This window comes from Ferrimonas sediminicola, from assembly GCF_005116715.1.
Taxonomy (GTDB): Bacteria; Pseudomonadota; Gammaproteobacteria; order Enterobacterales; family Shewanellaceae; genus Ferrimonas; species Ferrimonas sediminicola.
Map to the genome: position 1 here is coordinate 41,495 of NZ_SWCI01000013.1, position 24,421 is coordinate 65,915.

Sequence of the window (24,421 nt, forward strand, 5' to 3'; positions counted from 1 at the left end):
TGTATAGATAAACAGGTAGAGTTATGAAGCCGTTGACCCCGAGACAGAGCCAGGTGCTGGAGCTTATCCGCAGTCACATGCAGGAGACCGGTATGCCCCCCACCCGGGCCGAGATCGCCAAGCGCCTCGGGTTCCGCAGCGCCAATGCCGCCGAGGAGCATCTCAAGGCCCTGGCCCGCAAGCAGGTGATCGAGATTGTGCCCGGCACCTCCCGGGGGATCCGCCTGCTGGACAACGGTCCCGAGCCCGAGCAGCTGGGGCTGCCACTGATCGGCCAGGTGGCCGCCGGTGAGCCGATTCTCGCCCAGCAGCACATCGAACAGCACTGCCAGATGGATCCCGCCCTGTTCCACCCCAGCGCCGACTTCCTGCTGAGGGTGCGCGGCGATTCCATGGTGGAGATCGGCATCATGGATGGCGACCTGCTGGCGGTACACAGCCAGAAGGAGGCGCGCAACGGTCAGGTGGTGGTGGCCCGGGTGGGCGAGGACGTGACGGTAAAACGGTTCGAACGTAAGGGGAACGTCGTCTACCTGCACGCGGAAAACCGAGAGTATCAGCCCATCGTGGTCGATCTGGAGCAGGAGTACATGTGCATCGAAGGTCTGGCGGTGGGGGTCATTCGCAACGGAGGATTGCACTGATGAAGAGCAGGCATGTCACACAGTACCGCCACCCCGGCCTGTGGCAGGGGAGCTGGAATCACGCTGCCAGCCTGACCAGGCTGGAGGACGGCATCGACACCCTGACCCGCCTCGCCCCCGAACTGGCGCAGCTGAGTCAGAAGGAGCGTTGGTTGGTGCTGGTGAATCCACCGGCGTTCGGCTGGAAACGGATACTGCAGGAGGCCGGCGTCGCCATGGATCGCATCCTGCTGGTGCGCTGTCAGGATGAGGTGGAGGGCCAGTGGGCGGTGGAGCAGGCCCTGTGTGGCCGCACCTGCTCGGCGGTGCTGGCCTGGTTGCCCACCCTGGCCGCCCGGGACTGGCGGCGTCTGGAGATGGCCAGCCGCCGGGCCGAGTGTTCCGGCTACCTGTTCCAGCCCCGGGGCCTGACCGTCGCACCCGCCCTGGTCAGCAACTGGATCCACTGATTACCGGAAAAAGGGGGGGCTTTAGGCAGTAATCAGCCCCAATCCCGGCTTTTGAATCTGATTCGTTCGTTTGTTTCCAAAATTAGCGTAATTTATCATTAATTTAGGCTTATATATTGCCATTCGGAAAATATGAGTTTTTTCCCCTGCCTTCCCCTTTCCCTCCTCCATTGAGTGCTATTCTTGATCTTGATCAAATGGGTTTATCTCATTAGGTTAGGAAATGACACGATCGCAGAGTCGTGTGCGGCAGGAGTAACTCCGGAATCAGCGGTTTCCGCAGTGTGCCCAACCTATTGAGGGGAGGGGAGCTTCATAGGGCTGTGAATTACTGTGCTGGCTCTCTTCTGGATATTGCAGGTTGCAATACACAGAGGAGCAGTTGTTGTGAGACGTTACTTTTTGTTGGCCATCGGCGTTCTGATGCCAACCCTGGCGCTGGCCACGGATGCAGATCTTAACCTGACACCCGGGGTGACCGCCATCAGTGAGCGGGTCTACGGCCTGCATATGACCATCTTCTATATCTGTTGCGCCATCGCGGCGGTGGTGTTTGGCATGATGCTCTATTCGCTGATTCGCCACCGCAAGTCCAAGGGGGCCGTGCCCGCCAACTTCCACGAAAGCACCAGGGTTGAGGTGCTGTGGACGGTGATCCCCTTTGTCATTCTCATCGTGATGGCGGTGCCCGCCACCAAGACCCTGGTGGCCATGGAGGATCCCAGTGCCTCTGAGCTGACCATCCAGGTGACCGGTTCTCAGTGGAAGTGGCACTACAGGTATTTCGACCAGGGCGTTGAGTTTTACAGCCTGCTGTCCACCCCTCAGAATCAGATTCAAAACGCCGAGGCCAAGGGGGAGAACTACCTGCTCGAGGTGGACAAGCCCCTGGTGATCCCCGCCAATCGCAAGGTGCGCTTCCTGATGACCTCGGACGACGTCATCCACTCCTGGTGGGTGCCCGCTTTCGCGGTTAAGAAGGACGCCAACCCCGGCTTCATCAACGAGGCCTGGACCAAGGTGGACAAACCCGGCGTCTACCGCGGTCAGTGTGCCGAGCTGTGTGGCAAGGACCACGGCTTCATGCCGGTGGTGGTGGAGGTGCTGCCGGAGGCGGAGTTCGACATCTGGCTGGCGGAGCAGCAGGCCGCGGCCGCCGTCGCCGCCCAGGACGAGACCGCCGCCCTGACCCAGACCTTGACCCTGGAGGAGTCCATGGCCCTGGGGGAGCAGGTCTACCTCTCCCGTTGCGCCGCCTGCCATATGCCTAACGGCAACGGCCTCGAGGGGGTGTTCCCGGCGCTGAAGGGCAGCCCCGTCGCCCTGGGTGATCCCAAGGCGCACATCGGCATCGTGGTGCACGGCAGTCCCGGGACCGCCATGCAGGCGTTCGCCGCCCAGCTAACCAACAAGGAGCTGGCGGCGGTGGTGACCTATGAGAGAAACGCCTGGGGCAACAACGTAGGCGACGTGATACAGGCGGCGGATGTGGCTGCCTCCAAGGGAGAGTGAGAGCAGGCCAATGACTATAGCGACGCGAGACAATCAGGCCGATGTCGGCCGCATCGACACCCCGGATCATGAGCACCAGCACGTCACCAGGCGAGGATGGAAGCGCTGGCTGCTCACCACCAATCACAAGGAGATCGGCACCCTCTACCTGTGGTTCAGCTTCACCATGTTCCTGGTGGGAGGGGCCATGGCCATGGTGATCCGCGCCGAGCTGTTCCAGCCCGGACTGCAACTGGTCGAGCCCAACTTCTTCAACCAGATGACCACGGTACACGGCCTGGTGATGGTGTTCGGGGCGGTGATGCCCGCCTTTACCGGACTGGCCAACTGGATGATCCCGATGATGATCGGCGCCCCGGACATGGCGCTGCCCCGGTTGAACAACTGGAGTTTCTGGATCCTGCCGTTTGCCTTCAGCATGCTGCTGGGCAGCCTGTTCATGGACGGGGGCGGCCCCGCCTTCGGCTGGACCTTTTACGCTCCCCTCTCCACCACCTTCAGTGGCGATTCCACCGCCCTGTTCGTGTTCTCGGTCCACATCATGGGGATCAGCTCCATCATGGGGGCGATCAATGTGATCGTCACCATCGTCAACCTGCGGGCGCCGGGGATGACCTATATGAAGATGCCACTGTTTGTCTGGACCTGGCTGATCACCGCCTTCCTGCTGATTGCGGTGATGCCGGTTCTGGCGGGGGCGGTCACCATGGTGCTGACCGACAAGTATTTCGGCACCAGCTTCTTCGATGCCGCCGGGGGCGGTGATCCGGTGATGTTCCAGCACATCTTCTGGTTTTTCGGTCACCCCGAGGTGTACATCATGATCCTGCCGGCTTTTGGCATCATCTCCGCCATCGTGCCCGCCTTCAGTCGCAAGAGGCTGTTCGGTTATGCCTCCATGGTGTACGCCACCGCCTCCATCGCCCTGCTCTCTTTCATTGTCTGGGCTCATCACATGTTCACCACCGGGATGCCGGTGGCGGCGGAGCTGTTCTTCATGTACTGCACCATGCTGATCTCGGTGCCCACCGGGGTGAAGGTGTTCAACTGGGTGGCCACCCTGTGGCGAGGGGCCATCAGCTTCGAGGCGCCGATGATGTTCGCCCTGGCGTTTATCGTGCTGTTCACCATCGGCGGCCTGTCGGGACTGATGCTGGCGATTACCCCGGTGGACTTCCAGTATCACGACACCTACTTTGTGGTGGCCCACTTCCACTACGTGCTGGTCAGTGGGGCGGTGTTCTCCATCATGGCGGCCGCCTACTACTGGCTGCCCAAGTGGACCGGCCATATGTACAGCGAAACCCTGGCCAGGTGGCACTTCTGGTGCTCCATCATCTCGGTGAACATCCTGTTTTTCCCCATGCACTTCCTCGGGCTGGCGGGCATGCCCAGGCGCATCCCCGATTACGCCCTGCAGTTTGCCGACATCAATAAGATCGTCTCCATCGGCGGCTTTGCCTTCGGCCTGTCACAGCTGATCTTCCTGGCCCTGGTGATCAAGTGCATTCGCGGCGGCGACAAGGCCCCGGCCAAGCCCTGGGATGGTGCCGAGGGGCTGGAGTGGAGCGTGGCGTCGCCGGCGCCGCTGCACACCTTCGACACGCCTCCCGAGGTGAAATGATGAGTGCCCGGCGCGCCAACCGGGTCCTGGTCACCCGGCTGCTGCTGGTCACCCTGGGGATGTTCGGCTTCGGTTTTGCCCTGGTGCCGCTCTATGACGTGTTCTGTGAGGTGACCGGCCTCAATGGCAAAACCGGCGGTCCGGCCACGGCGCAGGTGTCGCCGGTCAATCGTGAACGCCTGGTGACCGTAGAGTTTGTCACCTCGGTGCACAGCGCCATGCCCTGGGAGTTTGAGCCGGAGATCAACCGCATTCAGCTTCATCCCGGTGAGACCAAGCGGGTGGCATTTCTGGCTCGCAATCTGTCTGGCAAGGAGATCATCGGTCAGGCGATCCCCTCGGTCAGTCCGGGGCAGGGGGCGCTCTACTTCTCCAAGATCGAGTGTTTCTGTTTTAACCATCAGCCCCTGACGGGAGGGGAGCAGGCCAAGATGCCCCTGGTGTTCTATCTGGATCCGTCGCTGCCGGAGGAGATTCAGACCCTGACCCTGTCATACACGCTCTACAACGTAACCGACAAGGTGCAAGAGCGTGGCAAAGGAGTGTAATCCGATGAAACATGAAAAGTACTATGTCCCCGAGCAGAGCCCCTGGCCCATCGTCGGCGCCGTGGGACTGTTCCTCATCGCCCTGGGGGCCGGCAACTATGTCGGGGGCCTGAGGTCCGGTGACACCGGCATCTTCGGTTATGTGTTGCTGTCGGGCATTGCCGTCATCCTGGTGATGGTGGTGGGCTGGTTCCGAAGTGTCATCAACGAGTCGATGGCGGGGCTCTATTCCAGGCAGATGGATCGCTCCTTCCGCCAGGGGATGTCCTGGTTCATCTTCTCCGAAGTGATGTTCTTCGGTGCCTTCTTCGGGGCGCTGTTCTACGCGCGCATGGTGGCCGTCCCCTGGCTGGCGGGCGAAGGCAACAACGCCATGACCAACGAGGTGCTCTGGCCCGGCTTCGAGGCGGTGTGGCCCCTGGTGACCACCCCGGCGGGTGACACCACCCAGGGGATGGGCTGGCAGGGGTTGCCCCTGTACAACACTCTGATTCTGCTCACCTCCTCCATCACTTTGCACTTTGCCCATGTGGCCCTGGAGCACAACCGACGCCAGGCACTGACCCTGTGGCTGGGGGGCACCATCCTGCTGGGGCTGGCGTTCCTGACGCTGCAGGGCGAGGAGTATCTGCACGCCTACCGGGAGATGAACCTGACTTTGAGCTCCGGGGTGTACGGCAACACCTTCTTCCTGCTGACGGGATTCCACGGGCTGCACGTGACCCTGGGGACCATCATGCTGCTGGTGATGTTCTTCAGGGTGGTGAAGGGCCACTTCACCCCGGAGCGCCATTTCGGCTTCCAGGCGAGCAGCTGGTACTGGCACTTCGTGGACGTGGTGTGGCTGCTGCTGTTCGTGTTTGTCTACATTCTCTGAGCCTAGTAGGGGCGGGGGTTGGGCTCGATCCAGCCCCCCATCATCGCCAGGATCAGCAGAACCAGCACGAAGGCGGAGAGGGCCACCCGCCGACCCAGGAAGTGGCTCATGGATAGGGGGGCGTCCTTGCTCCTGAGCATCATCACCAGGGCCCGGCCCAGGTTGAGGATGATGAACAGCAGCAGGACGACAATAAGCAGTTTGATGGCGAGTTGCATGGCTGAGCCCCGTGGCAACCGCCCTGGATGACGGATGCAGATGGTAAAGAAGGTCCTTTTTTTCCTGATCACTTTGCTGACATTTTGTGCACTGGTCAAGCTGGGCTGGTGGCAGTTGCAGCGGGCAGAGGAGAAGCGGGAGCTGTTGAGCCGGATGGTGGACAACGGCCGTATCGCCCTGAGATGGGACCAGGTGACCGGCGACGAGGCCCTGGGTGGCCGACACCTGAGCCTGGTGGGCCGCCTCAGGCCGGAGCACAGCCTGCTGCTGGACAACCGTATCCAGTCGGGCAGGGTGGGCTATCAGTGGCTGCTGCCAGTGGAGGTGACCGAGGATCAGCCCTGGCTGCTGCTGGATCTGGGGTTCGTGGCCGCCCCCGAGAACAGGGCAGAGCTGCCGGTCCTGCCCGCGGTCCCCTCCCAGGCCCGCCTCAGCGGCCGGCTCTATCGCCCCGGTCACAATCCCCTGGCCAACCAACTGCGGCCGGAGCCCGGCCCGGTCACCCGCATTCAGGCGGTGAATTTCCCCCAGTTGTCCGCCTGGCTGGGGCGGCCGTTGCAGCCCTGGCTGCTGTTTGTGCAGCAGCCGGCCGAACTGGGGTTTGAGCGCCACTGGCGGCCGGTGACCCTGTCGCCGGAGCGCCATCGCGGCTACGCCCTGCAGTGGTTCGGGCTGGCCCTGGCCTGGGCGGTGGTGGCGGCGCTGATCTGGCGAGGCCCGGTTGCAACCGCCCATGAACCCAAGTAGTGTGATCTCTATCACCTTTCTCCAGCCAGCGGTAACGGGTGGAGATCCCAACAGAGAGGAGCCCCGATGAACTCCCGATTACCGCTGGTCATTCTGTGTCTCGTGTTTCTGCTGCCGGTGGCGGCCGCCTACCTGGTGCTCAACCAGGGCTGGTACCGGGGCGGCAGCACCAATCACGGGGTCCTGCTGGAGCGTCTGGATTACCAAACCCTGGCCCAGGCCAACCCCGCCGAACGCCACTGGCAGTTGCTGACCCTGGTTCCCGAGGCCTGCGGTGCCCGCTGTGAGGATCGCCTGACCGCCCTGCAACAGATCCACCTGGCCCTGGGACGGGAACGCCCCCGGGTGGTGCCGGTGCTGCTGCTGCAGGGTGAGCAGAGCGACGCCACCCGGCTGCTGTCGGGACGGGGGTTTGCCACCGCGGTGGCCGGTCAGGAGGCGATCGACCTGCTTGAGCGTTACCCCTTGGTGATCGTCGACCCCCTGGGCCAGTGGGTCATGGGGTATGCAGCCACGGCCGATCAGGCGCAGCAGATTGCCCAAGGCAGGGCGCTGCTGACGGATTTGCGCAAGCTGCTCAAGCTGTCCCACATTGGTTAGGAGGTGTGATGAACCGACTGATACTGGCTACCGCCCTGCTGGCGTTTACCGTGATTCTGGTGGGGGCCTTTACCCGGTTGACCGACGCCGGACTGGGTTGCCCGGACTGGCCGGGTTGTTATGGCTTCCTGACCCCGACCGCGGCCGAGGCCAATGCCGATCTGGCCCTGAGCCGCTATCCGGATCGCCCGCTGGAGCTGGTCAAGGCGTGGGCCGAGATGGGACACCGTTACATCGCCTCCCTGTTGGGCATGCTGATCCTGGTGATCGCCGCCCTGAGCTGGCGCACCCCGCAGCGGGGACACGGCCTGGCCCTGGTGGCCCTGGTGCTGTGTCAGGGCGCCCTGGGGATGTGGACCGTTACCCTGAACCTGATGCCTGTGGTGGTCATGGGCCACCTGCTCGGGGGCCTGACGCTGTTCTGCCTGCTGATCCTGCTGTGGCTGAGGCGCCGGGCCGAGCCGCCGGCCGCGGAGCCCGGCCTGGTGCTGCCGGCCACCCTGGCGCTGATTGCCCTGATCGGCCAGATCGTCCTGGGGGGATGGACTTCGGCCAACTACGCCGCCGTGGTGTGTACCAGCCTGCCCATCTGCGAGGGCGACTGGTGGCATAGCCTCAACTTTGCCAAGGCTTTCAGCCTGATACAGCCAGACGCACCCAGTTATGAGTTCGGCATCCTGGACTATGGGGCGCGGATGACCATCCATGTGACCCACAGGCTGTGGGCGCTGGTGACCGCGGCGTTGCTGCTCTACCTGGCCTGGCGGCTAATGATGAGGCGCGCCTGGCGCCGCCTGGGCCAGGCCATCGCCCTGATGACCCTGCTGCAGGTCGGGCTGGGCGTGGCCAACGTGGTGCTGCAACTGCCCCTGGCCGTGGCCGTGGCCCACAACGGTGGCGCCGCCCTGCTGGCGGTGCTGCTGGTGTCTGCCAACTATCTGCTGCGGGCCCGGGTCCCCAGCCCGGACCCCGCGGGGGAGGAGGTGCCATGTTGAAGGCGATTGGATGGAGTAAGGGCGGCCAGCGGCTGGCCTGGCGGGATCTGCTGGAGATGACCAAGCCCAAGGTGGTGTTGCTGATGCTGGTGACCGCCCTGGTTGGGATGGCGCTGGCGTCGCCCGGGATGATCGTTCCCCGGGTGCTGATCCTGGGTTTGGCGGGCATCGGCTTGATGGCGGGCGCGGCGGCGGCGGTGAATCACCTGCTGGATCGGCAGATCGATCTGAAGATGGCCCGTACTCACCATCGTCCGGTGGCCACCGGACGGGTGTCACCCCTCCAGGGGGGGGTGTTTGCCCTGGCCCTGGGTAGCCTGGGGTTCTTCCTGCTCTACGGCTTCATCAATCCCCTCACCGCCTGGCTGACCCTGGCCAGCCTGGTGGGGTATGCGCTGATCTACACCGGCTTCCTGAAGCGGGCGACGCCGCAGAACATCGTCATCGGCGGCCTGGCCGGGGCCATGCCGCCGCTGCTCGGCTGGACCAGCGTCACCGGCGATCTGCACGGTCATGGCTGGTTGCTGGTGATCATCATCTTCACCTGGACCCCGCCCCATTTCTGGGCCCTGGCGATCCACCGGCGCGACGAGTACGCCAAGGCGGCGATCCCGATGCTGCCGGTGACCCACGGAGTGGCGTACACCAAGACCTCCATCCTGCTCTACAGCTTCCTGCTGGTGATCGCCTGCATGCTGCCGGTGCTGGTGGGGATGAGCGGCGCCCTCTACCTGGTGGGATCCACCGGCTTGAGTCTGTGGTTCCTGGTCCGCGCCTGGCAGCTGAAGTTTGCCCCCAGGCCGGATTCCGCCATCAAGCTGTTCCTGCTCTCCATCTGGCAACTGCTGGCGCTGTTCCTACTGATCCTGGCCGATCACTACCTGGGGATCTGGCTGTGAACCGTGCCCTGACTCTGGCCCTGGCACTGGTGGCCCTGGCGGCGGGCGCGCTGATGGCCCTGTGGCACCACAAGCCGCCTCAGGTGGCGGCGCTGTGGTTACCCGAGTCCCGGCCCCTGGCCCTCTTCGAACTGACCGATGACCGCGGCCGCGCCTTCAATAACGTCAGCCTGCAGGGGCAGTGGACTCTGCTGTTTATGGGGTACACCTCCTGCCCCGATGTCTGCCCCGGCACCCTGGCCCGCCTGGCCTCGGCCTATCCGCAGCTGGCCAGGTCACTGCCGCTGCAGGTGGTGCTGCTATCGGTGGATCCCCGGCGGGACTCCACCGAGCGGCTGCATCAGTACGTGACCTACTTCAATTCGGAGTTTCGCGCCGTCACCGGCACCCATGATCAGCTCTATGCCCTGAGCCGCAGTCTGGGCCTGGTGTACGCCATGGCGGAGAGCGACGGTGCCGACGGCTACTCGGTGGATCACAGTGCTGACATCGCCCTGATCAACCCCAGGGGGGAATTGGAGGCGCTGTTCCGTCCCCAGGGTGGCGTGGGCGAGTTGAGGCTGGTGTCGATGCGGCATATTATCGATGATCTCCCCAAGATCGCCGCCTTTAGCGGCTAAATCTTTCATTATCTCCGTGGTTTTGCTCTGCTGGACGTCACCTCAATCGGATACAAGGATGTATCGTCGTGCGGCTTTTACCTCTTTTGCCCCTTTGGGTCCTCCTCACCCTGGGCGGCTGTGCCTCCCTGATCGCCGACAAGATCGTGGAGCCTCCTGCCCGTCGTCCCGGCACACCGGAAAGTCAGTTTGTGACTGAGTTACGGCTGGCCCCCCACCAGTTCTGCATCCGGGATAGATGTCTGAGCTACCTGAAAAAGAAAGACGGTTTCCGTTGGGGTTCCGGAATTAAGTTTACCTGGACGGTGGACGTTGGCGGCCGGTTTACCCAGATGACTCTCAGCCGGGATGGCGGCCTGCCGGCCTGGGGAACCGTGGTGCTCCTCCATGGATACAGAATGAACAAGGAGTCTATGGCGCTGCTGGCCGCTTACTGGGTGATGATGGGGTTCGAGGTGCTGATCCCCGATCTGGGGGGCCACGGCCAGAGCGATGGCCCCTTCAGCTTCGGGGTGGGCGATGCCGGACTGTTGAGCCTCTGGTTGGATCGGCAGCATCCGCGGCAACCGCTGTTTCTGGTGGTTGGATCGGCAGCATCCGCGGCAACCGCTGTTTCTGGTTGGGAACTCCATGGGCGCGATGGCGGCGATGCACCTGGCCTGGGAGCGGGAGGACGTGGCAGGGCTGATCCTGCAGGCGCCCATGGTGGATCTGGAAACCGCCGTGTTGGCCTACCAGCACAGCTACGCCTCGGGATGGATGAGGCTGCTTCCCCGCGGTGAACTGAAGCGGGGGATCGCCGCGGCCCTGGAAAGGGTAAATCTAGATGAAAAGCAGCTGGATCTTCGGGAGTTGCTCAGTCACAGCCCCCTGCCGACACTGGTGCTGGCCTCGGACAGCGATCCCTTTTCACCCTATGAGCGGTTAAGGACCTTGCAGGGCGACCGGGTTCAGGTCGCCAACCTCGGTGGCCAGGGTCATATGCAGATGTGGACGATGGATCCCGGCAAGCACAGGATTGTCAGTGAGTGGATGAGGCGGCAGTTGCCGAAGTTCATGCCGCCTCAGTTGCAAGTCGAAACGGACCGCGCTACTCCTTAGGCCAACTGCCGTCGGCCCTGGGTTGCACCCAGGGCTGGGAGAACCAGTAGTAGCCGCCGCTGCTGCGGCTGGGGGCGGTGCAGTTGTAGCGGGAGCGGCCTGCCGGAAGGGGCAGATCCGCCTGGATGGTGAAGCGGTGCTCATCCACCCAGGTCGGAGCCTTGGCACCCTGGCCCTGGATGTAACACATCATCGTTTTCCGGCGCAGGTCCTCCCCCTCCAGGGTCACGGTGAGGGTAGGGCGGGGACGGTTTCTCAGCTCCGATTCCTCCCCCTCCAGGGCCACCACCGGCATATTCAGGCTGTGCAGCTTGACCTTGAGGGCCTCCATGTCGGCGTAGGGGCCGGCCACCGGGAAGCGGGGGATTGCGGTCAGGCTGGAGTAGGGGCCGGCGGCCCCGGAGTGCTGGCCGATGCCCACATAGCCCATCCGCTGCAGCCGCGCCCTCAAGGCATCGTTGAACTCGCCATAGGGATAGGCCAGCTGGCGCACGCTGTAGCCCAGTTCCTTCTCGATGGCGGCCTCGGTGCGCTCCAGGTTGGCCTGAATCCTGTCCAGCCAGCGGGCCTCGTCCTCCCCCTCCAGACGGCGTATCAGGTGTTCGTGGCCCCAGCTGTGGTTGGCGATCACCGCCCCCTCCGCCGACAGCCGCCGCAGGGTATCCCAGTTCATCATCCGGGCGTAGTTGCGCTCGATGGGCTCGATGGCCACGAACAGGGTATAGGGAAAGCCATGGGCCTTCAGCACCGGATGGGCGTTGTCCGCCACGTTCTGGTAGCCGTCGTCGAAGGTGATGGCCACGCTCTTGGGGGGCAGCGCCTCCCCTTTGCCCATGGCGTCGATCACCGCCTGCAGGGGCACCACGGTGAAGCCGTTGTCGGCCAGATAGGTCATCTGCTCCCGGAACTGGGCGGGAGTGACGCTGGTGCTGGCGGGGGTATCCTCGCTAACATGGTGGTACTGGAGGATCACCGTCGCGGCCGCTCCCTTCACCCAAAACAGGGTCAGTAGGGCCGCCAGTGTTGCAAATCGATTCATAACAGGTTCCAAGTTTCCATGACCCTTACCGCCATTCTTTCCCGGCGTCAGGCCCACAGGCGTACCTTTGCCCTGGCCTGGCCGATGATCCTGTCTAATATCACCATCCCCCTGCTGGGGCTGGTGGATACCGCGGTAATTGGTCATCTTGATGAGGCCTACTACCTGGGTGGTGTGGCCGTCGGGTCGATGATTATAACCTTTCTGATGTGGATGCTGGGTTTTTTGCGTATGGGCACCACCGCCTTGGTGGCCCAGGGGCTGGGGGCCGATGACATCCCGGCCCAGTTTGCCGTGCTCAAGCAGGGGGTGGCGCTGGCGCTCGTCCTGGCCTTGTGGCTGCTGTTGTTGCAGTGGCCCATTCGCCACTGGGGTCTGCCCCTGGCCGGCGGCAGTGAGGAGGTGCAGCGGTTTGCGGCGGAGTATTTCGCCATCCGCATCTGGGGGGCGCCGGCGGCCCTGGTGAACCTGGTGTTGCTGGGATTCCTGTTGGGTCGGGGACAGCCCAGGGTGGCGATGTGGCAGCTGTTGCTGGGCAACGGACTGAACATCGCGCTGGACCTGCTGCTGGTGGTAGGATTGGGCTGGGGCGTTGCCGGCGCCGCCTGGGCCAGCCTGGCGGCGGAGTACGGCACCCTGGCCCTGGCGGCGGTGCTGGTGTGGCGGCAACTGCGGGGTAACCCGGCTCTGGATTGGTACCCCGCCCTGCAGGGGGTGGGGCGGCTGGTGAGGCTGAACCGGGATATCTTCCTGCGTACCCTGTGTCTGCAGCTCTGCTTCAGCTTCGTCACCCTGATGGGGGCCAGACTGGGCGACACTGTGGTGGCGGGAAACGCGGTGCTGATGAACTTCCTGCTGGTGATCTCCTACGCCCTGGATGGCTTTGCCTACAGCGCCGAGGTGGAGGTGGGGCGTGCCTGGGGAGCCAGGGACAGGGCGCAGTTGCGCCAAGCGGTGGTGCTGGGCTGGTTCTGGTCGGCGGTGACCGCCCTGGTGTTCGTGGTGTTGTTTGCCCTGGCCGGAGAGGGGATGATCCTGTTGCTGACCGACATCGATGCGGTGCGGGCGCACGCCATCCGCTACCTCCCCTGGGTGGTGGCCCTGCCGGCGCTCGCCTTCAGCTGCTTCCTGTTTGACGGTGTCTACATCGGCGCGGCCCTTGGGCGCCCGATGCGCAACGCCATGCTGGTATCCGCACTGGGGTTCTTCGCCCTATGGTGGGGGTTTCACGGGCTGGGCAATCACGGCCTGTGGCTGGCGCTGTGTGGCTTCATGCTGTTGCGGGGGCTGACCCTGGGCTGGCACTACCTGGTCAGGTTGAATCCTCAGGCTCACTGGGCCGGATAGCAAAACGCCCGGCAGTGCCGGGCGTTGCTCTGACGGGCGACCATCAGTAGAAGGAGTGGTCGCCGTGCTCGTGTTCGGTCATGTCCCGTACCCCGTTGAGCTCACCGGGGAAGGCTTCCAGCAACTGCTTCTCGATGCCGTCTTTCAGGGTCACATCCACCATGGAACAGCCGTTACAGCCGCCACCAAACTGGATCACCGCGATGCCGTCGTCGGTGAGCTCCATCAGGCTGATGAAGCCGCCGTGTCCCGCCAGCTGCGGGTTCACCTGGGACTGGATGATGTAGTCCAGGCGATCCTTCAGCGGTGCGTCGTCGGCTACTTTACGCATCTTGGCATTGGGGGCCTTCAGAGTCAGCTGGGCGCCCAGCTGATCGGTGACGTAGTCGATCAGGGCTTCCTCCAGGAAGGGGGCGCTCTTTTCGTCCACCAGGGCATCGAAGCCGTCGAAGGGCAGGCTGATGTCGTCCTGCTCCATTGCATCCGGTGGGCAGTAGGAGACGCCACACTCGGCCTGGGGAGTACCGGGATTGATGACAAATACGCGGATATTGGTGCCTTCGGGCTGCTGCTCCAGCAGCTTCTTGAAGTGGCCCTGGGCGGATTCGGTAATGGTGATCATAACTGCTCTCTGCTGCGGCTAAAGCCTGAGTAGTGGAGTCGGATATCCGAATCATACTCCGATGCGGGGTCGGATAACACCCTCCGCAGGCGATCACTGTCACGCTTTGGCTGGATCATGACCGGTCCCACTGATAGCATCTTCCCATTATAAAAACCGAAGACCCTCACGGAAGATGCGATATTTTATATTATTAATCAGCATGATATGCGGATGTGCCTGGGCCGCTCCCTCTGCCCTTCTGCCCCAGGAACAGGCCTATTTGCCCTCGATTCAGACCCCCAGGGCCGCGTTTGGCCGTCCGGTGGGGGAGCGGCACCTGAGGTATGATCAGGTGTTGGGCTACTTCCAGACCCTGGCCCGGGAGTCGGACCGGGTGACCCTGGAGTCGGCCGGAGTCAGTCATCAGGGCCGTGAGCAGATCGCCGCGGTGATCACCTCCCCCCGCAACCACGCCAAGCTGGATGAGATCCTGGCTCGCCGGGCCCTGGTGGTGGAGGGCAAGGCGGTTGCCGGTCCCACCGTGGTGTGGCTGGCCTACAGCATCCATGGGGATGAGGCCAGCGGCCTGCACGCCGGTACCCTATTTGCCTACTACTTGGCCGCGTCCCGATCCGAGGAGGTGGCCCGCTGGCTGGAGGAGATGGTGATCCTGATCACGCCCAGCCAGAATCCCGATGGCAACGATCGCTTCGCCAACTGGGTGAACGGCTTCACCGGCACCCGCCTCAATGGCTCCAGCTGGCACCGGGAGCATTTCCAGGCCTGGCCCAGCGGCCGGGTCAACCACTTCCTGGCGGACCTCAATCGCGACTGGCTCTATATGAGGCACCCCGAGAGCCGGGGCCGTGTGGCACTCTATCAGCGCTGGCAGCCCCACGTGGTGGGCGATTTCCACGAGATGGGCCACAACAGCAGCTACTTCTTCCAGCCCGGGGTCCCCAGCCGCACCCACCCCCTGACACCGTCGCAGAATCAGTCGCTGACCTCGGCCCTGGGCCACTACCATGCCGAGGCCCTGGATGCCCTGGGCCAGCCCTACTTCTCCCGGGAGTCGTTCGACGATTTCTACTACGGCAAGGGGTCGACCTATCCGGACATCAACGGCGGCGTCGGCATCCTGTTTGAGCAGGCGACGGTGCGTGGTCATCTGCGCGAGACCGAGTTCGGCCCCCGCACCTTCGCCGAGGCGATTCGCAACCAGCTGGCCACCTCCTTCTCCACGGTGCGTGGCAGCTTCGAGCAGCAGAAGGCGCTGCAGCAGTACCAACGCCAGTTCTTCGCCCGCTCCCTGGAACGGGGGCGGGATCGCGGCGGCAGCGGCCTGTTGGTGGGGGCCGAGGGTGACTCTGGCCGCCTGCAGGCCCTGGTGGAGATCCTCGAGGGCCACGGCATCCATTATGGCTACCTGACCCGGCCCCTGACCGCCCAGAAGCGTCAGTTTGCCGCCGGCAGCCTGTATATCCCCTTCGACCAGGGCCGCTACGCCCTGATGGAGGCGTTGTTCGACAAGCGCACCCAGTTCGAGGATAACACCTTCTACGATGTCTCCGCCTTCGCCGTCGACCTGGCGTTTGACCTGAAGGTGGCCACCGCCAAGCGCCAGCCGCCGCTGACCGACCGGCAGCCGACGCTGGCGCCCGCCTCCGCGGAGCGGGCCCTGGCCTGGGTGCTGCCCTGGTCCGATCGCCGCTCGCCCGCCGTGTTGCAGAGCCTGCTGGATCGGGGGATCCAGGTCCGTTTCGGTGAATTGGCCAGCCGTCTGCACGGCGAGGAGGGGGAGCTGCAGCTGGCGCCGGGATCGCTGGTGATCAGCGGCCGTCAACCCGGCGTTGAGCAGGCCCTTCAGGCGGTGCGTGACCGCTTCGGCCTGGAACCCAAGGCGGTGACGCGTGGTCAGGCTCTCAGCGGCCCGGACCTGGGCAGCCGGACTTTCAGGTCGGTGAACCGGGTCAAGCCGATGATCCTGGTGGGGCGCAATGTCTCCCAGTACGAGGTGGGCCAGCTGTGGCATTACCTGGATCAGCAGCTGGGGGTGGCGCCGACCCTGATCGACGGCGAGTACGCCGAGCGGGTGCCCATGGAGGAGTTTACCCACCTGTTCCTGGTGGATGGCCGTTATCGCAGCCTGACGCCGGCGCTGAGCAGCCGCATCCAGGACTTCGTTCGCCAGGGTGGTGTGCTGGTGGCCTGGCAGGGGGGCGCCCGCGAGGTGGCGGAGTGGGACCTGGTCCCAGTGGAGATTCAGGGACGCGAGGAACTGGGCCGGGAGTTCGAGGAGCACCCCATCCAGTTTGCCGAGCGCCACCAGGAGGACGCCCGTCGCACCATCGGCGGCGCCATCGTTGCCTGGGAGCTGGATGTCAGCCATCCCCTGGCTTTCGGCCTGGGGCCTACCCTGCCGATGATGAAGAACCGGGAGATGGTGCTGGAGGCCCGCGGCGGCATGGTGGTGGGTCGCTATGCCCGCCAACCGCTGCTCTCCGGGTTCATGGCTCCGGAGTATCGTCAGTCACTGTCCAGCCAGGGCAGCGCGGTGGTGGCCCGGAGCGGCCAGGGCGCGGTGGTGCTGCTGGCGGACAACCCGCTGTTCCGCAACTTCTGGCTGGGGGGGGAACGGCTGGTGGCCAACACCCTCTATCTGGTGCCGTCACTGCACTGAGCCCCGGGGCCTAGCGTCGGTTCAGGGCGCTGGCCAGGGTCCAGTACTGAGTGACCCGCACCCCGGCACGGCCCAGGGTACGGGTCACGCTTTTCAGGGTGGAGCCGGTGGTGATGATGTCGTCCACCAGGGCCACCTGCTGCCCCTCCCCTTGCTCGATGACGCCGAAGGCATCCCGCAGGTTATCCCTTCTCGCCTGCCCATCCAGCTGATGTTGCAACTGGGTGGGGCGGCTCTTAATCACCAACTGGTCCAGCAGGGGCAGCTCCAGCTCCGTCGCCAGCGCCCGGGCCACCAGCCAGGCGGGGTTAAACCCCAGCTGCCTCAGCCGCGCCCTGTGGGTGGGCACCGGCACCAGGGCCTCGGGCCAGGGCAGGATCCCCTGCCGGTGAAGCGCGTCGATCTGGCCGGCAAGGTGCCGGGCCAGCGGGGGCACCAGCTGGGGCTGTGTCCGGGTCTTGATGTGGGCCACGCAGGGGCCGATGGGACCATGGTAGTGGAAGGCGCTGATCACCGGGCGCCAGCGCTTGCGTTTCAGGCAGGCGCCACAGCGGTAGGGGGGCACACGCTCCAGCGACCGGTGGCAGTGCAGGCATACCGAACCCAGGGCGCCGTCGTCCAGACAGACGTCGCACAGCCCGGCTCCTCGGTCCAGGGGTTGCTGGCACAGGGCGCAGCGGTTGGGTAGACTGGCCGCCACGATCGACGACAGGGCATGGGAGAGGGTCAGCATGTCAGTAAGCCTAGACGAATCCATCCACCTTCACTGGCAGGGTGAGGGGCAAGCGCTGCTGCTGCTTCACGGCTGGGGCATGAACGGTCGAGTGTTCGACCCCTTTGCCCGGCTGCTGGCGGAGCGGGGCTTTCGAGTGGGAACGGTGGATCTGCCCGGCTTTGGCCTCAGCGCGCCCCTTGAGGGGGGGCTCAGCCTGGAAGGGCTGGGCGATGCCCTGCTTCCCCACCTGCCTCAGGGGTGCGTCCTGGCCGGCTGGTCCCTGGGGGGGATGGTGGCGACCCAACTGGCCCTGGCCAGCCCGCAACGGGTCAGCCATCTGGTGACCCTGGCCAGCTCTCCCTGCTTCCGAGCCCGTGACGGCTGGCCCGGCATCAAGCCTCGGGTGCTGGAGGGGTTTGCCCAGGCCCTGAATCAGGACCTGACGGGGACCCTGGAGCGGTTTGTGGCCCTGCAGGCGATGGGCAGTGCCAGTGCCCGCAGCGACACCAAGGCGATTCGGGCGCTGCTGACCGAGGCGCCGGAACCGGATCCCCAGGCCCTGGCTCAGGGGCTGGAGATCCTCCGGGATGCCGATCAGCGTCCGGCCCTGGCGGGGGTGCGCCAGCCCTGGCTCAGGATCTATGGTCGGCTGGACGCCCTGGTGCCCTCGGACTCCCTGGCGCCGATGGCGCGGCTGACGCCGGAGAGCCGGGAGGCGGTGTTGCCCAAGGCGGCCCATGCGCCCTTTATCTCCCATCCGCAGGAGACCGCGGATCTGATCCAGTCGTTCTTGGGGTCCGCCGCTCCCGCCTAACAGATTTTGGGCCAACTCCTTGTTTAACTTTTTACATTTCAAGTGAGTTGGTGAATAATTGACCAGGAATAGGAGAGCCCATGTTCCTGGTTTCCAACTACCCGCAAGTGCCAATCGTCACCACCAACCCGGCGACGGACGATGTCCGCCAGCAGGCGCTGGCGCGTGCGCCGGTGGTGCCGCCGCGGGAGGCGGAGCGATCCGCCTCGGAGCGGGCGCTGGACCCTGAGCATGATCCTGTCCAGATCCCCTCCGGCGGCAGGCTCAAGCGCCGCCAAGCCGAGGGGGAGGAGCCCAGGGAGGAGTCCTCACAGCCGGAGCATCAGGCCAAGGGAGGCGTGTTTGAGCTGTGGCGCCCTCCCACCTTTGACCGGCCCGGCGTGCGTCGTCAGGAGTCGGGGCTGGCTCCCCGCACCGGCGCTCACCCGTCGGTGGAGTTGAGCGATAACGAGTACCAGAGGTTTACCCGAATCCTCCACCGTCGCTACAGCCAGGTGGCCCGGCCCGCCGAGCCACCGGCTTTTCAGGTCAGCGCTTAGCCCTCTTGAAGGCATCGGCGAAGGCGTTGCCCATGGCGCCGCTGGCCGAATCCCCCCTGGATTGGCGGTCGTTCCGCTGCTGCTGTCGCTGCCCGGAACGGGGTTGTCCCCCCTGGGGCTGGCTATCGCGCTTCGGGGCCTTCTGCTGGCCCGGTTCATCATCCAGTCGCATGGAGAGGCCGATGCGCTTGCGGTCGATCTCCACCTCCATCACCTTCACCTTGACCACGTCGCCGGTCTTGACCACCTTGCGGGGGTCCTCGACGAACTGGTGGGACAGGGCGGAGATGTGTACCAGACCATCCTGGTGGACGCCGATGTCCACGAAGGCGCCGAAGTGGGTGACGTTGGTGACCACCCCCTGCAGCACCATGCCGGGCTCCAGATCCTTGAGGGTCTCCACCCCATCGGCAAACTGGGCGGTTTCAAACTGACCCCTGGGGTCCCGCCCCGGCTTCTCCAGCTCCGCCAGTACGTCGGTGACCGTGGGCAGACCGAACTGGTCGCTGACAAACTGGGCCGGCTTCAGGCTACGCAGCACACCACCGTTGCCGATGAGCGCATCGATGGGCTGGCCGGTGTGGTCGGCGATGCGCTGCACCAGGGAGTAGGACTCGGGGTGCACCCCGGAGGCATCCAGCGGGTTGCTGCCGCCATTGATGCGCAGGAAGCCGGCGCACTGCTCAAATGCCTTGGGCCCCAGGCGGGGTACCTTGAGCAGTTGCTTGCGCTCCGAGAAGCGCCCGTGCTGATCGCGGAATGCCACCAGGTTCTGGGCCAGGGTGCGGCTCAGCCCGGCCACCCGGGTCAGCAGGGCGGCGGAGGCGGTGTTCAGATCCACCCCGACGGCGTTGACGCAATCCTCCACCACCGCATCCAGGGAGTGGGCCAGCTGGGTCTGGCTGACGTCGTGCTGGTATTGACCGACGCCGATGGACTTGGGTTCGATCTTCACCAGCTCCGCCAGGGGATCCTGCAGCCGGCGGGCGATGGACACGGCACCGCGCAGGGACACATCCAGATCGGGGAACTCCTTGGCGGCGGTTTCCGAGGCGGAGTAGACCGAGGCGCCCGCCTCGCTGACCATCACCCGTTCCAGCTTGAGTTCCGGATGGCGTTTCTGCAGATCCGCCGCCAGCTTGTCGGTTTCCCGGGAGGCGGTGCCGTTGCCGATGGCCACCAGCTCCACCCGGTGGGCCTTGGCCAGCCTGGCCAGAGACTGAATTGACGGGTCCCACTGGTTGCGGGGGGCATGGGGATAGATGGTGTCGGTGGCCAGCAGCTTGCCGGTGTGGTCCACCACCACCACCTTGACCCCGGTGCGCAGCCCGGGATCCAGCCCTAGGGTGGCGCGGGGGCCGGCGGGGGCGGCCATCAGCAGATCCCCCAGGTTATCGGCAAACACCTTGATGGCGTCGGCCTCGGCCCGCTCCCGTAGGGCGGTGAGCAGTTCGCTCTCCATCTGCAGACTCAGCTTCACTTTCCAGGTCCACTGCACCACGCTCTTGAGCCAGAGATCCGCGGGCTGGCTGCCCAGATTCAGGGACAGTGCCTGGGCGATCAGGGATTCACAGATGCTGTGCTTCTGCCCCTCCTGCCGGTGGGGATCGGCGTTTAGGCCGATGGCCAGCACCCCTTCGTTGCGACCACGCAGCATCGCCAGGGCGCGGTGGGAGGGGATCTTGGCCAGGGGCTCGTCGTGTTCAAAGTAGTCACGAAACTTGGCGCCCGCCTGTTCCTGGCCGGGGATCAGCCTCACCTCCACTTGGGCCTGGCGGCGCATATGCTCCCGCACCGAAGCGATCACCTCCGCCTGTTCGGCGAAGCGCTCCATCAGGATCGCCCGGGCACCGTCCAGTACCGCCTTGGTGGAATCGAAGCCGGCGTCACTGTTGAAGAAGGCCTCCGCTTCGGTCTCGGGGATGAGCTGGCGCTGGGCCAGCAGCTTGTCCGCTAGGGGTTCCAGGCCCGCTTCGATGGCGATCTGCCCCTTGGTGCGCCGCTTCGGCTTATAGGGCAGGTAGAGGTCTTCCAGTTCGGTCTTGGTGGCGGCGGCCTGGATCTTTGTAAGCAGGGATGTATCCAGCTTGCCTTGCTGCTCAATGCTTTGCAGAATCGTCTGGCGACGGGCATCCAGCTCCCTCAGGTAGGTGAGCCGGGCATCCAGCTGGCGCAACTGGGTGTCATCCAGCCCGCCGGTGACCTCCTTTCGGTAACGGGCGATAAAGGGGACGGTAGCCCCCTCGTCCAGCAGGGCGATGGTGGCGTCCACCTGTTGGGTTCGCACCTCCAGTTCCTGTGCGAGTCGTTGGGCAAGAGTCTGCATAGCGGTTGAATTTGCCTTTGATGGTTATGCGAGATAAAACTAAACCGGAATCTATCACAGACCTTCCCGGTTTTACCCACAACACCTTAGCGACTGAATGAAAAAAGCCAACCTTATTACCCGAGAGGGGTGGAACACCCTGGAGCAGGAACTGAAATACCTATGGAAGGAGGAGCGCCCGCGGGTGACGCAAGCGGTGCAGGAGGCGGCCGCCCTGGGGGACCGCTCCGAAAACGCCGAATACATCTACGGCAAGAAGCGGCTGAGGGAGATCGACCGCCGGGTGCGCTTCCTCTCCAAGCGGATGGAGCAGCTGCGCATCGTCGAGCCGGATCCCCGCCAGGAGGGCCGGGTCTACTTCGGCGCCTGGGTGGTGCTGGAGTCGGAGGAGGGCGAGCTGCGCCGTTATCGGCTGGTGGGCCCGGACGAGTTCAATGTCAGCGAGGGCAAGGTCAGCATCGACTCCCCGCTGGCGAGGGCCCTGCTGGGCAAAGAGGTGGACGACGAGGTGATGGTTCGGACACCGGAAGGCGAGCAGATCTACTATATCAATGAGATACGCTATAAGGCAGCGGATTAAGGGAGAGGCAGATGACTCAGGAAACCTCAAAGATTCTGGTGGTGGACGACGATCTCAGGCTTAGGAGCCTGATCGAACGCTACCTGGGCGAACAGGGCTATCAGGTGCGGGCGGCGGCCAACTCCGAGCAGATGGACCGTCTGCTGGAGCGGGAGAACTTCCACCTGCTGGTGCTGGATCTGATGTTGCCGGGCGAGGATGGCCTGAGTATCTGTCGCCGCCTGCGTCAGGCCAACAATGAGATCCCCATCGTCATGCTCACCGCCAAGGGGGATGAGGTGGACCGCATCATCGGCCTGGAGTTGGGGGCGGACGACTACCTGCCCAAGCCATTCAACCCCCGTGAGCTGCTGGCCCGGATCAAGGCGGTACTGCGCCGCCGTCCCGGCGAAGTCCCCGGCGCCCCCTCCCAGAAGGAGCAGGAGGTGGTGTTTGGTGAGTATCGCCTCAACCTGGCCACCCGGGAGATGTTCAAGGGGGAGGAGCCCATCTCGCTCACCTCGGGGGAGTTTGCCGTACTCAAGGTGCTGGTGTCCCACCCCAGGGAACCCATGAGCCGGGACAAGCTGATGAATCAGGCCCGCGGCCGTGACTACAGCGCCCTGGAGCGCTCCATCGATGTGCAGGTGTCGCGTCTGCGCCGGCTGATCGAGGAGGACCCCGGCAACCCCAGATACATTCAGACCGTGTGGGGGCTGGGCTACGTGTTCGTCCCCGACGGCAGCTCCGCCAAGTAGATGGTTTCCCGGCTGCTGCCCCGCAGTAACTTCGGCCAGACGGTACTGCTGATCGGCTGTCTGCTGCTGATCAACCAACTGGTGTCCTACATCTCCATGGACATCTACGTGGTGCGCCCCTCGACCCAGCAGATCAACCAGCTGCTCTCCCGCCAGGTGGAGCTGTTGTTTCGGGATCTGGAGCTGGACCGCACCAAGCTGACCGTGGTGGATGCCCTGAGGGACAAGCTGGCGGACGACGACTACATGAAGGTGTTTACCCTGCCTGAGGCCCGCCAGAATGGGCTGAGGGAGGCGCGCCTCTACTATGTGCTGTCGGATCAGATGTCCCAGTACCTGGGGGGCGAAGCCGAGGTGCGCATCTCCTTCGGGGAGCAGTACCTGATCTGGATACGCCCCCCCCAGGCGCCGTCGGTGTGGCTGAGGGTGCCCCTGACCGGCTTCGACGAGTCGGTGATCTCGCCGCTGACCGTCTACCTGATGGTTATCGGCGCCCTGTCGGTGGTGGGGGGCTGGTGGTTCGCCCGCCAGCAGAGCCGTCCCCTGCGGCGGCTGCAGCGGGCAGCCCTGGCGGTGTCCCGGGGCAAGTTTCCCGATCCCCTGCCCCTGAAGGGGCCGGCGGAGGTGATGGCGGTCACCCAGGCCTTCAACCAGATGTCCCGTTCGATGAAGCAGCTGGAGACCGACCGGCAGCTGCTGCTGGCCGGGGTGTCCCACGATCTGCGGACCCCCTTGACCCGCATCCGCCTGGCCAGTGAGATGATGAGCGACCAGGACAGCTTCCTCAAAGAGGGGATAGAGCACGACATTGATGACATGAACAACATCATCGACCAGTTTATCGAGTTTGTCCGCGGTTCGCCCGCCGAGGAGCACGCCAGCACCAGCCTGGATGACCTGCTTCAGGAGGCGGCCCAGCAGGAGAGTCTGCGTCACACCAAGGTGGAGTTGAGCCTGGGCCAGGTACCGGCCATCCCCATGCCGGTGATCGCCATCAAGCGGGTGCTGGCCAACCTGATTGAGAACGGCGTGCGCTACGGCGGTGGCGACCTCAAGCTCAGCTCCGGGTTTGACGGCCGCTGGGTGTGGTTTGCCGTCTCCGACAATGGCCCCGGCATTCCGCCGAAGCAGATGGAGTCCCTGTTTGAGCCCTTTACCCAGGGTGACTCGGCCCGCGGGTCGGTCGGATCCGGCCTGGGGCTGGCCATCGTCAAACGGGTGGTGGACAGTGAGGGGGGCCGGGTGGAGCTGGCCAACCGCAGTCATGGAGGTTTACGAGCGACCGTATGGTTACCCCGACCCTGATTCTGGCCGCCGCCCTGGCGGCCCCCATGGAACCTTTGCCCTCCCAGATGGAGGAGATCTCCGGCCTGGCGTGGGACGGCCGCCAGCTGTGGGCCCACAATGACAGCGGCGATGGCCCCCGCCTGTACCGCTTCGACAGGCAGGGGCGCTACCTGGGGCGGGTCAGCTTTGCCGGTGCCGACGCCCGTGACTGGGAGGACATCACCAGCGACGGCGAATCCCTGTTTGTGGCCGATTGTGGCAACAACCGCGGCAACCGGCGGGATCTCACCATCTACCGGGCGCCCCTGCCCGGCGCGGACAGCGACAGGGTCAGTGCCGTTCCCATCCATTTCTCCTTCTCCGAGCAGAGAGACTTCAGCCGCAAGGGTTACACCCACAACTTCGACTGTGAGGCGATCGTCGCCACAGAGGAGTCGCTGTGGGTGTTCTCCAAGAACTGGGGAGATGGCCAGAGCCGGGTCTACCGTTTGCCCAAGGAGCCCGGGGAGTATCGCTCCACGGCGATCCAGACCCTGGCGGTGCATGGCCAGATCACCGCCGCCGACTGGCAGCCGCAGACCGGCCGCATCGCCCTGCTGGGATATCGGGGGGGATTGGCGTTTCGCCCCTTCATCTGGATCGCCCGCATGGATGAGCGTGGGGTCGATTGGCAGAGTGCCCGCCGCTACACACCGCTGCAGGCCGGTCAGTGGGAGGCGGTCACCTGGGTGTCACCCACCACCCTGTTGCTGGGTAAGGAGTCCAGTGACGTCAGTGATCATGGCTGGCTGCTGTGGCAACCTCCGCTGGAGACTGTCAAAGAGTAGCGGTTCAGTGGCTCATGGAAGCAAGAGGACTCCCGGGGGAGTCCTCTTCTGTTTCCGCTACCGCAACGACTCGCAGTTGATGGGGTGGTTG

Annotated in this window: 24 protein-coding genes and 2 pseudogenes; 21 read left to right on the forward strand and 5 right to left on the reverse strand. The window is 64.5% G+C overall.

All coding sequences use genetic code 11. The features are described from left to right. The first annotated feature begins 23 nt into the window (after positions 1-23). The 6 genes and pseudogenes from lexA (at position 24) to FCL40_RS15505 (ending at position 5,654) form a co-directional block, all read left to right on the forward strand. Positions 24-644 (forward strand): transcriptional repressor LexA, encoded by a 621-nt coding sequence (gene lexA, locus FCL40_RS15480; RefSeq protein ID WP_136854203.1) that lies wholly within the window; start codon positions 24-26, stop codon positions 642-644. Beyond that, positions 644-1,093, forward strand: a complete 450-nt coding sequence (locus FCL40_RS15485; protein WP_136854204.1) for a SulA-like leucine-rich domain-containing protein — start codon at positions 644-646, stop codon at positions 1,091-1,093. The genes lexA and FCL40_RS15485 overlap by 1 nt, the downstream gene beginning before the upstream one ends. 423 nt (positions 1,094-1,516) lie before the next feature. Then, a pseudogene (coxB, locus tag FCL40_RS15490) lies at positions 1,517-2,584 on the forward strand (cytochrome c oxidase subunit II); the annotation flags it as partial. A 31-nt stretch (positions 2,585-2,615) separates the two neighbouring features. After that, the gene (ctaD, locus tag FCL40_RS15495; protein ID WP_136854205.1) at positions 2,616-4,229 is read left to right on the forward strand and encodes a cytochrome c oxidase subunit I; all 1,614 of its coding nucleotides are present in this window, start codon (positions 2,616-2,618) and stop codon (positions 4,227-4,229) included. After that, on the forward strand, positions 4,226-4,777 hold the full coding sequence (locus tag FCL40_RS15500; protein ID WP_169307155.1) for a cytochrome c oxidase assembly protein: 552 nt from the start codon (positions 4,226-4,228) through the stop codon (positions 4,775-4,777). Before ctaD ends, FCL40_RS15500 begins: the two co-directional genes overlap by 4 nt. Before the next feature lie 4 nt (positions 4,778-4,781). After that, entirely contained in the window at positions 4,782-5,654 is an 873-nt protein-coding gene (locus FCL40_RS15505) for a cytochrome c oxidase subunit 3 (RefSeq protein WP_136854207.1), read from the forward strand. A gap of 2 nt (positions 5,655-5,656) precedes the next feature. Here FCL40_RS15505 and FCL40_RS15510 read toward each other — a convergent pair whose 3' ends face one another. Beyond that, positions 5,657-5,872: a DUF2909 domain-containing protein gene (locus FCL40_RS15510; protein ID WP_136854208.1), complete on the reverse strand. Its 216-nt coding sequence runs from the start codon at positions 5,870-5,872 to the stop codon at positions 5,657-5,659. Between the two features lie 34 nt (positions 5,873-5,906). Between FCL40_RS15510 and FCL40_RS15515 the strand changes: the two genes are divergently transcribed. From FCL40_RS15515 to FCL40_RS18795, 7 genes and pseudogenes are all read left to right on the forward strand, one after another. After that, complete coding sequence (locus FCL40_RS15515; protein WP_136854209.1) at positions 5,907-6,620, forward strand: SURF1 family protein; 714 nt, start codon at positions 5,907-5,909, stop codon at positions 6,618-6,620. Between the two features lie 66 nt (positions 6,621-6,686). Continuing rightward, positions 6,687-7,220 carry a hypothetical protein gene (locus FCL40_RS15520; RefSeq protein WP_136854210.1) on the forward strand — a complete coding sequence of 178 codons (534 nt, stop codon included), beginning with the start codon at positions 6,687-6,689 and terminating at the stop codon, positions 7,218-7,220. 8 nt (positions 7,221-7,228) lie between these two features. Next, the gene (locus FCL40_RS15525) at positions 7,229-8,215 is read left to right on the forward strand and encodes a COX15/CtaA family protein (protein WP_136854211.1); all 987 of its coding nucleotides are present in this window, start codon (positions 7,229-7,231) and stop codon (positions 8,213-8,215) included. Beyond that, a complete protein-coding gene (gene cyoE, locus FCL40_RS15530; protein WP_136854212.1) occupies positions 8,209-9,114 on the forward strand; it encodes a heme o synthase in 906 nt (301 codons plus the stop codon). The genes FCL40_RS15525 and cyoE overlap by 7 nt, the downstream gene beginning before the upstream one ends. Beyond that, a complete protein-coding gene (locus tag FCL40_RS15535; protein WP_229360352.1) occupies positions 9,111-9,734 on the forward strand; it encodes an SCO family protein in 624 nt (207 codons plus the stop codon). The genes cyoE and FCL40_RS15535 overlap by 4 nt, the downstream gene beginning before the upstream one ends. 332 nt (positions 9,735-10,066) lie before the next feature. Beyond that, positions 10,067-10,267 (forward strand): annotated as a pseudogene (locus FCL40_RS18920) (serine aminopeptidase domain-containing protein); the annotation flags it as partial. 49 nt (positions 10,268-10,316) lie between these two features. Further along, on the forward strand, positions 10,317-10,835 hold the full coding sequence (locus FCL40_RS18795) for an alpha/beta fold hydrolase (protein ID WP_267873515.1): 519 nt from the start codon (positions 10,317-10,319) through the stop codon (positions 10,833-10,835). Here the strand turns inward: FCL40_RS18795 and FCL40_RS15550 are convergent. Beyond that, positions 10,825-11,874, reverse strand: a complete 1,050-nt coding sequence (locus FCL40_RS15550; RefSeq protein ID WP_136854215.1) for a polysaccharide deacetylase family protein — start codon at positions 11,872-11,874, stop codon at positions 10,825-10,827. The genes FCL40_RS18795 and FCL40_RS15550 overlap by 11 nt on opposite strands. A gap of 18 nt (positions 11,875-11,892) precedes the next feature. Here FCL40_RS15550 and FCL40_RS15555 point away from each other — a divergent pair, with 18 nt between their 5' ends. After that, positions 11,893-13,221, forward strand: a complete 1,329-nt coding sequence (locus tag FCL40_RS15555; protein WP_136854216.1) for an MATE family efflux transporter — start codon at positions 11,893-11,895, stop codon at positions 13,219-13,221. Positions 13,222-13,264: 43 nt separating this feature from the next. Here the strand turns inward: FCL40_RS15555 and nfuA are convergent, their stop codons facing one another. Next, positions 13,265-13,843 (reverse strand): Fe-S biogenesis protein NfuA, encoded by a 579-nt coding sequence (gene nfuA, locus FCL40_RS15560; RefSeq protein WP_136854217.1) that lies wholly within the window; start codon positions 13,841-13,843, stop codon positions 13,265-13,267. A 262-nt stretch (positions 13,844-14,105) separates the two neighbouring features. On the opposite strand from nfuA, the gene FCL40_RS15565 reads away from it, so the two are divergent. Then, the gene (locus FCL40_RS15565; RefSeq protein WP_169307156.1) at positions 14,106-16,505 is read left to right on the forward strand and encodes a M14 family zinc carboxypeptidase; all 2,400 of its coding nucleotides are present in this window, start codon (positions 14,106-14,108) and stop codon (positions 16,503-16,505) included. A 10-nt stretch (positions 16,506-16,515) separates the two neighbouring features. On the opposite strand, the gene FCL40_RS15570 is transcribed toward FCL40_RS15565, so the two are convergent. Beyond that, a complete protein-coding gene (locus FCL40_RS15570; protein ID WP_169307157.1) occupies positions 16,516-17,238 on the reverse strand; it encodes a ComF family protein in 723 nt (240 codons plus the stop codon). On the opposite strand from FCL40_RS15570, the gene bioH reads away from it, so the two are divergent. Both bioH and FCL40_RS15580 read left to right on the forward strand, forming a co-directional pair. Further along, on the forward strand, positions 17,237-18,034 hold the full coding sequence (gene bioH / locus FCL40_RS15575; protein WP_136854220.1) for a pimeloyl-ACP methyl ester esterase BioH: 798 nt from the start codon (positions 17,237-17,239) through the stop codon (positions 18,032-18,034). The genes FCL40_RS15570 and bioH overlap by 2 nt on opposite strands. 80 nt (positions 18,035-18,114) lie before the next feature. Next, positions 18,115-18,573, forward strand: coding sequence for a hypothetical protein (locus FCL40_RS15580; protein WP_136854221.1), 459 nt, complete (start codon positions 18,115-18,117; stop codon positions 18,571-18,573). Here FCL40_RS15580 and FCL40_RS15585 read toward each other — a convergent pair. Beyond that, positions 18,563-20,899, reverse strand: a complete 2,337-nt coding sequence (locus tag FCL40_RS15585; RefSeq protein ID WP_136854222.1) for a Tex family protein — start codon at positions 20,897-20,899, stop codon at positions 18,563-18,565. The two genes, FCL40_RS15580 and FCL40_RS15585, sit on opposite strands and share 11 nt — an antisense overlap. Positions 20,900-20,996: 97 nt before the next feature. On the opposite strand from FCL40_RS15585, the gene greB reads away from it, so the two are divergent. Genes greB through FCL40_RS15605 form a run of 4 tightly spaced genes read left to right on the forward strand, consistent with a single transcriptional unit; the run spans position 20,997 to position 24,330 of the window. Beyond that, positions 20,997-21,479, forward strand: coding sequence for a transcription elongation factor GreB (gene greB / locus FCL40_RS15590; RefSeq protein ID WP_136854223.1), 483 nt, complete (start codon positions 20,997-20,999; stop codon positions 21,477-21,479). A gap of 11 nt (positions 21,480-21,490) precedes the next feature. Then, a complete protein-coding gene (gene ompR, locus FCL40_RS15595; protein WP_136854224.1) occupies positions 21,491-22,216 on the forward strand; it encodes an osmolarity response regulator transcription factor OmpR in 726 nt (241 codons plus the stop codon). Beyond that, entirely contained in the window at positions 22,217-23,521 is a 1,305-nt protein-coding gene (gene envZ, locus FCL40_RS15600; protein ID WP_136854225.1) for a two-component system sensor histidine kinase EnvZ, read from the forward strand. It abuts the gene before it with no gap. Beyond that, entirely contained in the window at positions 23,503-24,330 is an 828-nt protein-coding gene (locus tag FCL40_RS15605) for a hypothetical protein (RefSeq protein WP_136854226.1), read from the forward strand. The genes envZ and FCL40_RS15605 overlap by 19 nt, the downstream gene beginning before the upstream one ends. Positions 24,331-24,421: the final 91 nt, after the last annotated feature.

Coding starts and splice junctions, on each gene's coding strand:
- lexA (WP_136854203.1), top strand. CDS start 24: ATGAAGCCGTTGACCCCGAGACAGAGCCAGGTGCTGGAGCTTATCCGC.
- FCL40_RS15485 (WP_136854204.1), top strand. CDS start 644: ATGAAGAGCAGGCATGTCACACAGTACCGCCACCCCGGCCTGTGGCAG.
- ctaD (WP_136854205.1), top strand. CDS start 2,616: ATGACTATAGCGACGCGAGACAATCAGGCCGATGTCGGCCGCATCGAC.
- FCL40_RS15500 (WP_169307155.1), top strand. CDS start 4,226: ATGATGAGTGCCCGGCGCGCCAACCGGGTCCTGGTCACCCGGCTGCTG.
- FCL40_RS15505 (WP_136854207.1), top strand. CDS start 4,782: ATGAAACATGAAAAGTACTATGTCCCCGAGCAGAGCCCCTGGCCCATC.
- FCL40_RS15510 (WP_136854208.1), bottom strand. CDS start 5,872: ATGCAACTCGCCATCAAACTGCTTATTGTCGTCCTGCTGCTGTTCATC.
- FCL40_RS15515 (WP_136854209.1), top strand. CDS start 5,907: ATGCAGATGGTAAAGAAGGTCCTTTTTTTCCTGATCACTTTGCTGACA.
- FCL40_RS15520 (WP_136854210.1), top strand. CDS start 6,687: ATGAACTCCCGATTACCGCTGGTCATTCTGTGTCTCGTGTTTCTGCTG.
- FCL40_RS15525 (WP_136854211.1), top strand. CDS start 7,229: ATGAACCGACTGATACTGGCTACCGCCCTGCTGGCGTTTACCGTGATT.
- cyoE (WP_136854212.1), top strand. CDS start 8,209: ATGTTGAAGGCGATTGGATGGAGTAAGGGCGGCCAGCGGCTGGCCTGG.
- FCL40_RS15550 (WP_136854215.1), bottom strand. CDS start 11,874: ATGAATCGATTTGCAACACTGGCGGCCCTACTGACCCTGTTTTGGGTG.
- FCL40_RS15555 (WP_136854216.1), top strand. CDS start 11,893: ATGACCCTTACCGCCATTCTTTCCCGGCGTCAGGCCCACAGGCGTACC.
- nfuA (WP_136854217.1), bottom strand. CDS start 13,843: ATGATCACCATTACCGAATCCGCCCAGGGCCACTTCAAGAAGCTGCTG.
- bioH (WP_136854220.1), top strand. CDS start 17,237: ATGTCAGTAAGCCTAGACGAATCCATCCACCTTCACTGGCAGGGTGAG.
- FCL40_RS15570 (WP_169307157.1), bottom strand. CDS start 17,238: ATGCTGACCCTCTCCCATGCCCTGTCGTCGATCGTGGCGGCCAGTCTA.
- FCL40_RS15580 (WP_136854221.1), top strand. CDS start 18,115: ATGTTCCTGGTTTCCAACTACCCGCAAGTGCCAATCGTCACCACCAAC.
- FCL40_RS15585 (WP_136854222.1), bottom strand. CDS start 20,899: ATGCAGACTCTTGCCCAACGACTCGCACAGGAACTGGAGGTGCGAACC.
- greB (WP_136854223.1), top strand. CDS start 20,997: ATGAAAAAAGCCAACCTTATTACCCGAGAGGGGTGGAACACCCTGGAG.
- ompR (WP_136854224.1), top strand. CDS start 21,491: ATGACTCAGGAAACCTCAAAGATTCTGGTGGTGGACGACGATCTCAGG.
- envZ (WP_136854225.1), top strand. CDS start 22,217: ATGGTTTCCCGGCTGCTGCCCCGCAGTAACTTCGGCCAGACGGTACTG.
- FCL40_RS15605 (WP_136854226.1), top strand. CDS start 23,503: ATGGTTACCCCGACCCTGATTCTGGCCGCCGCCCTGGCGGCCCCCATG.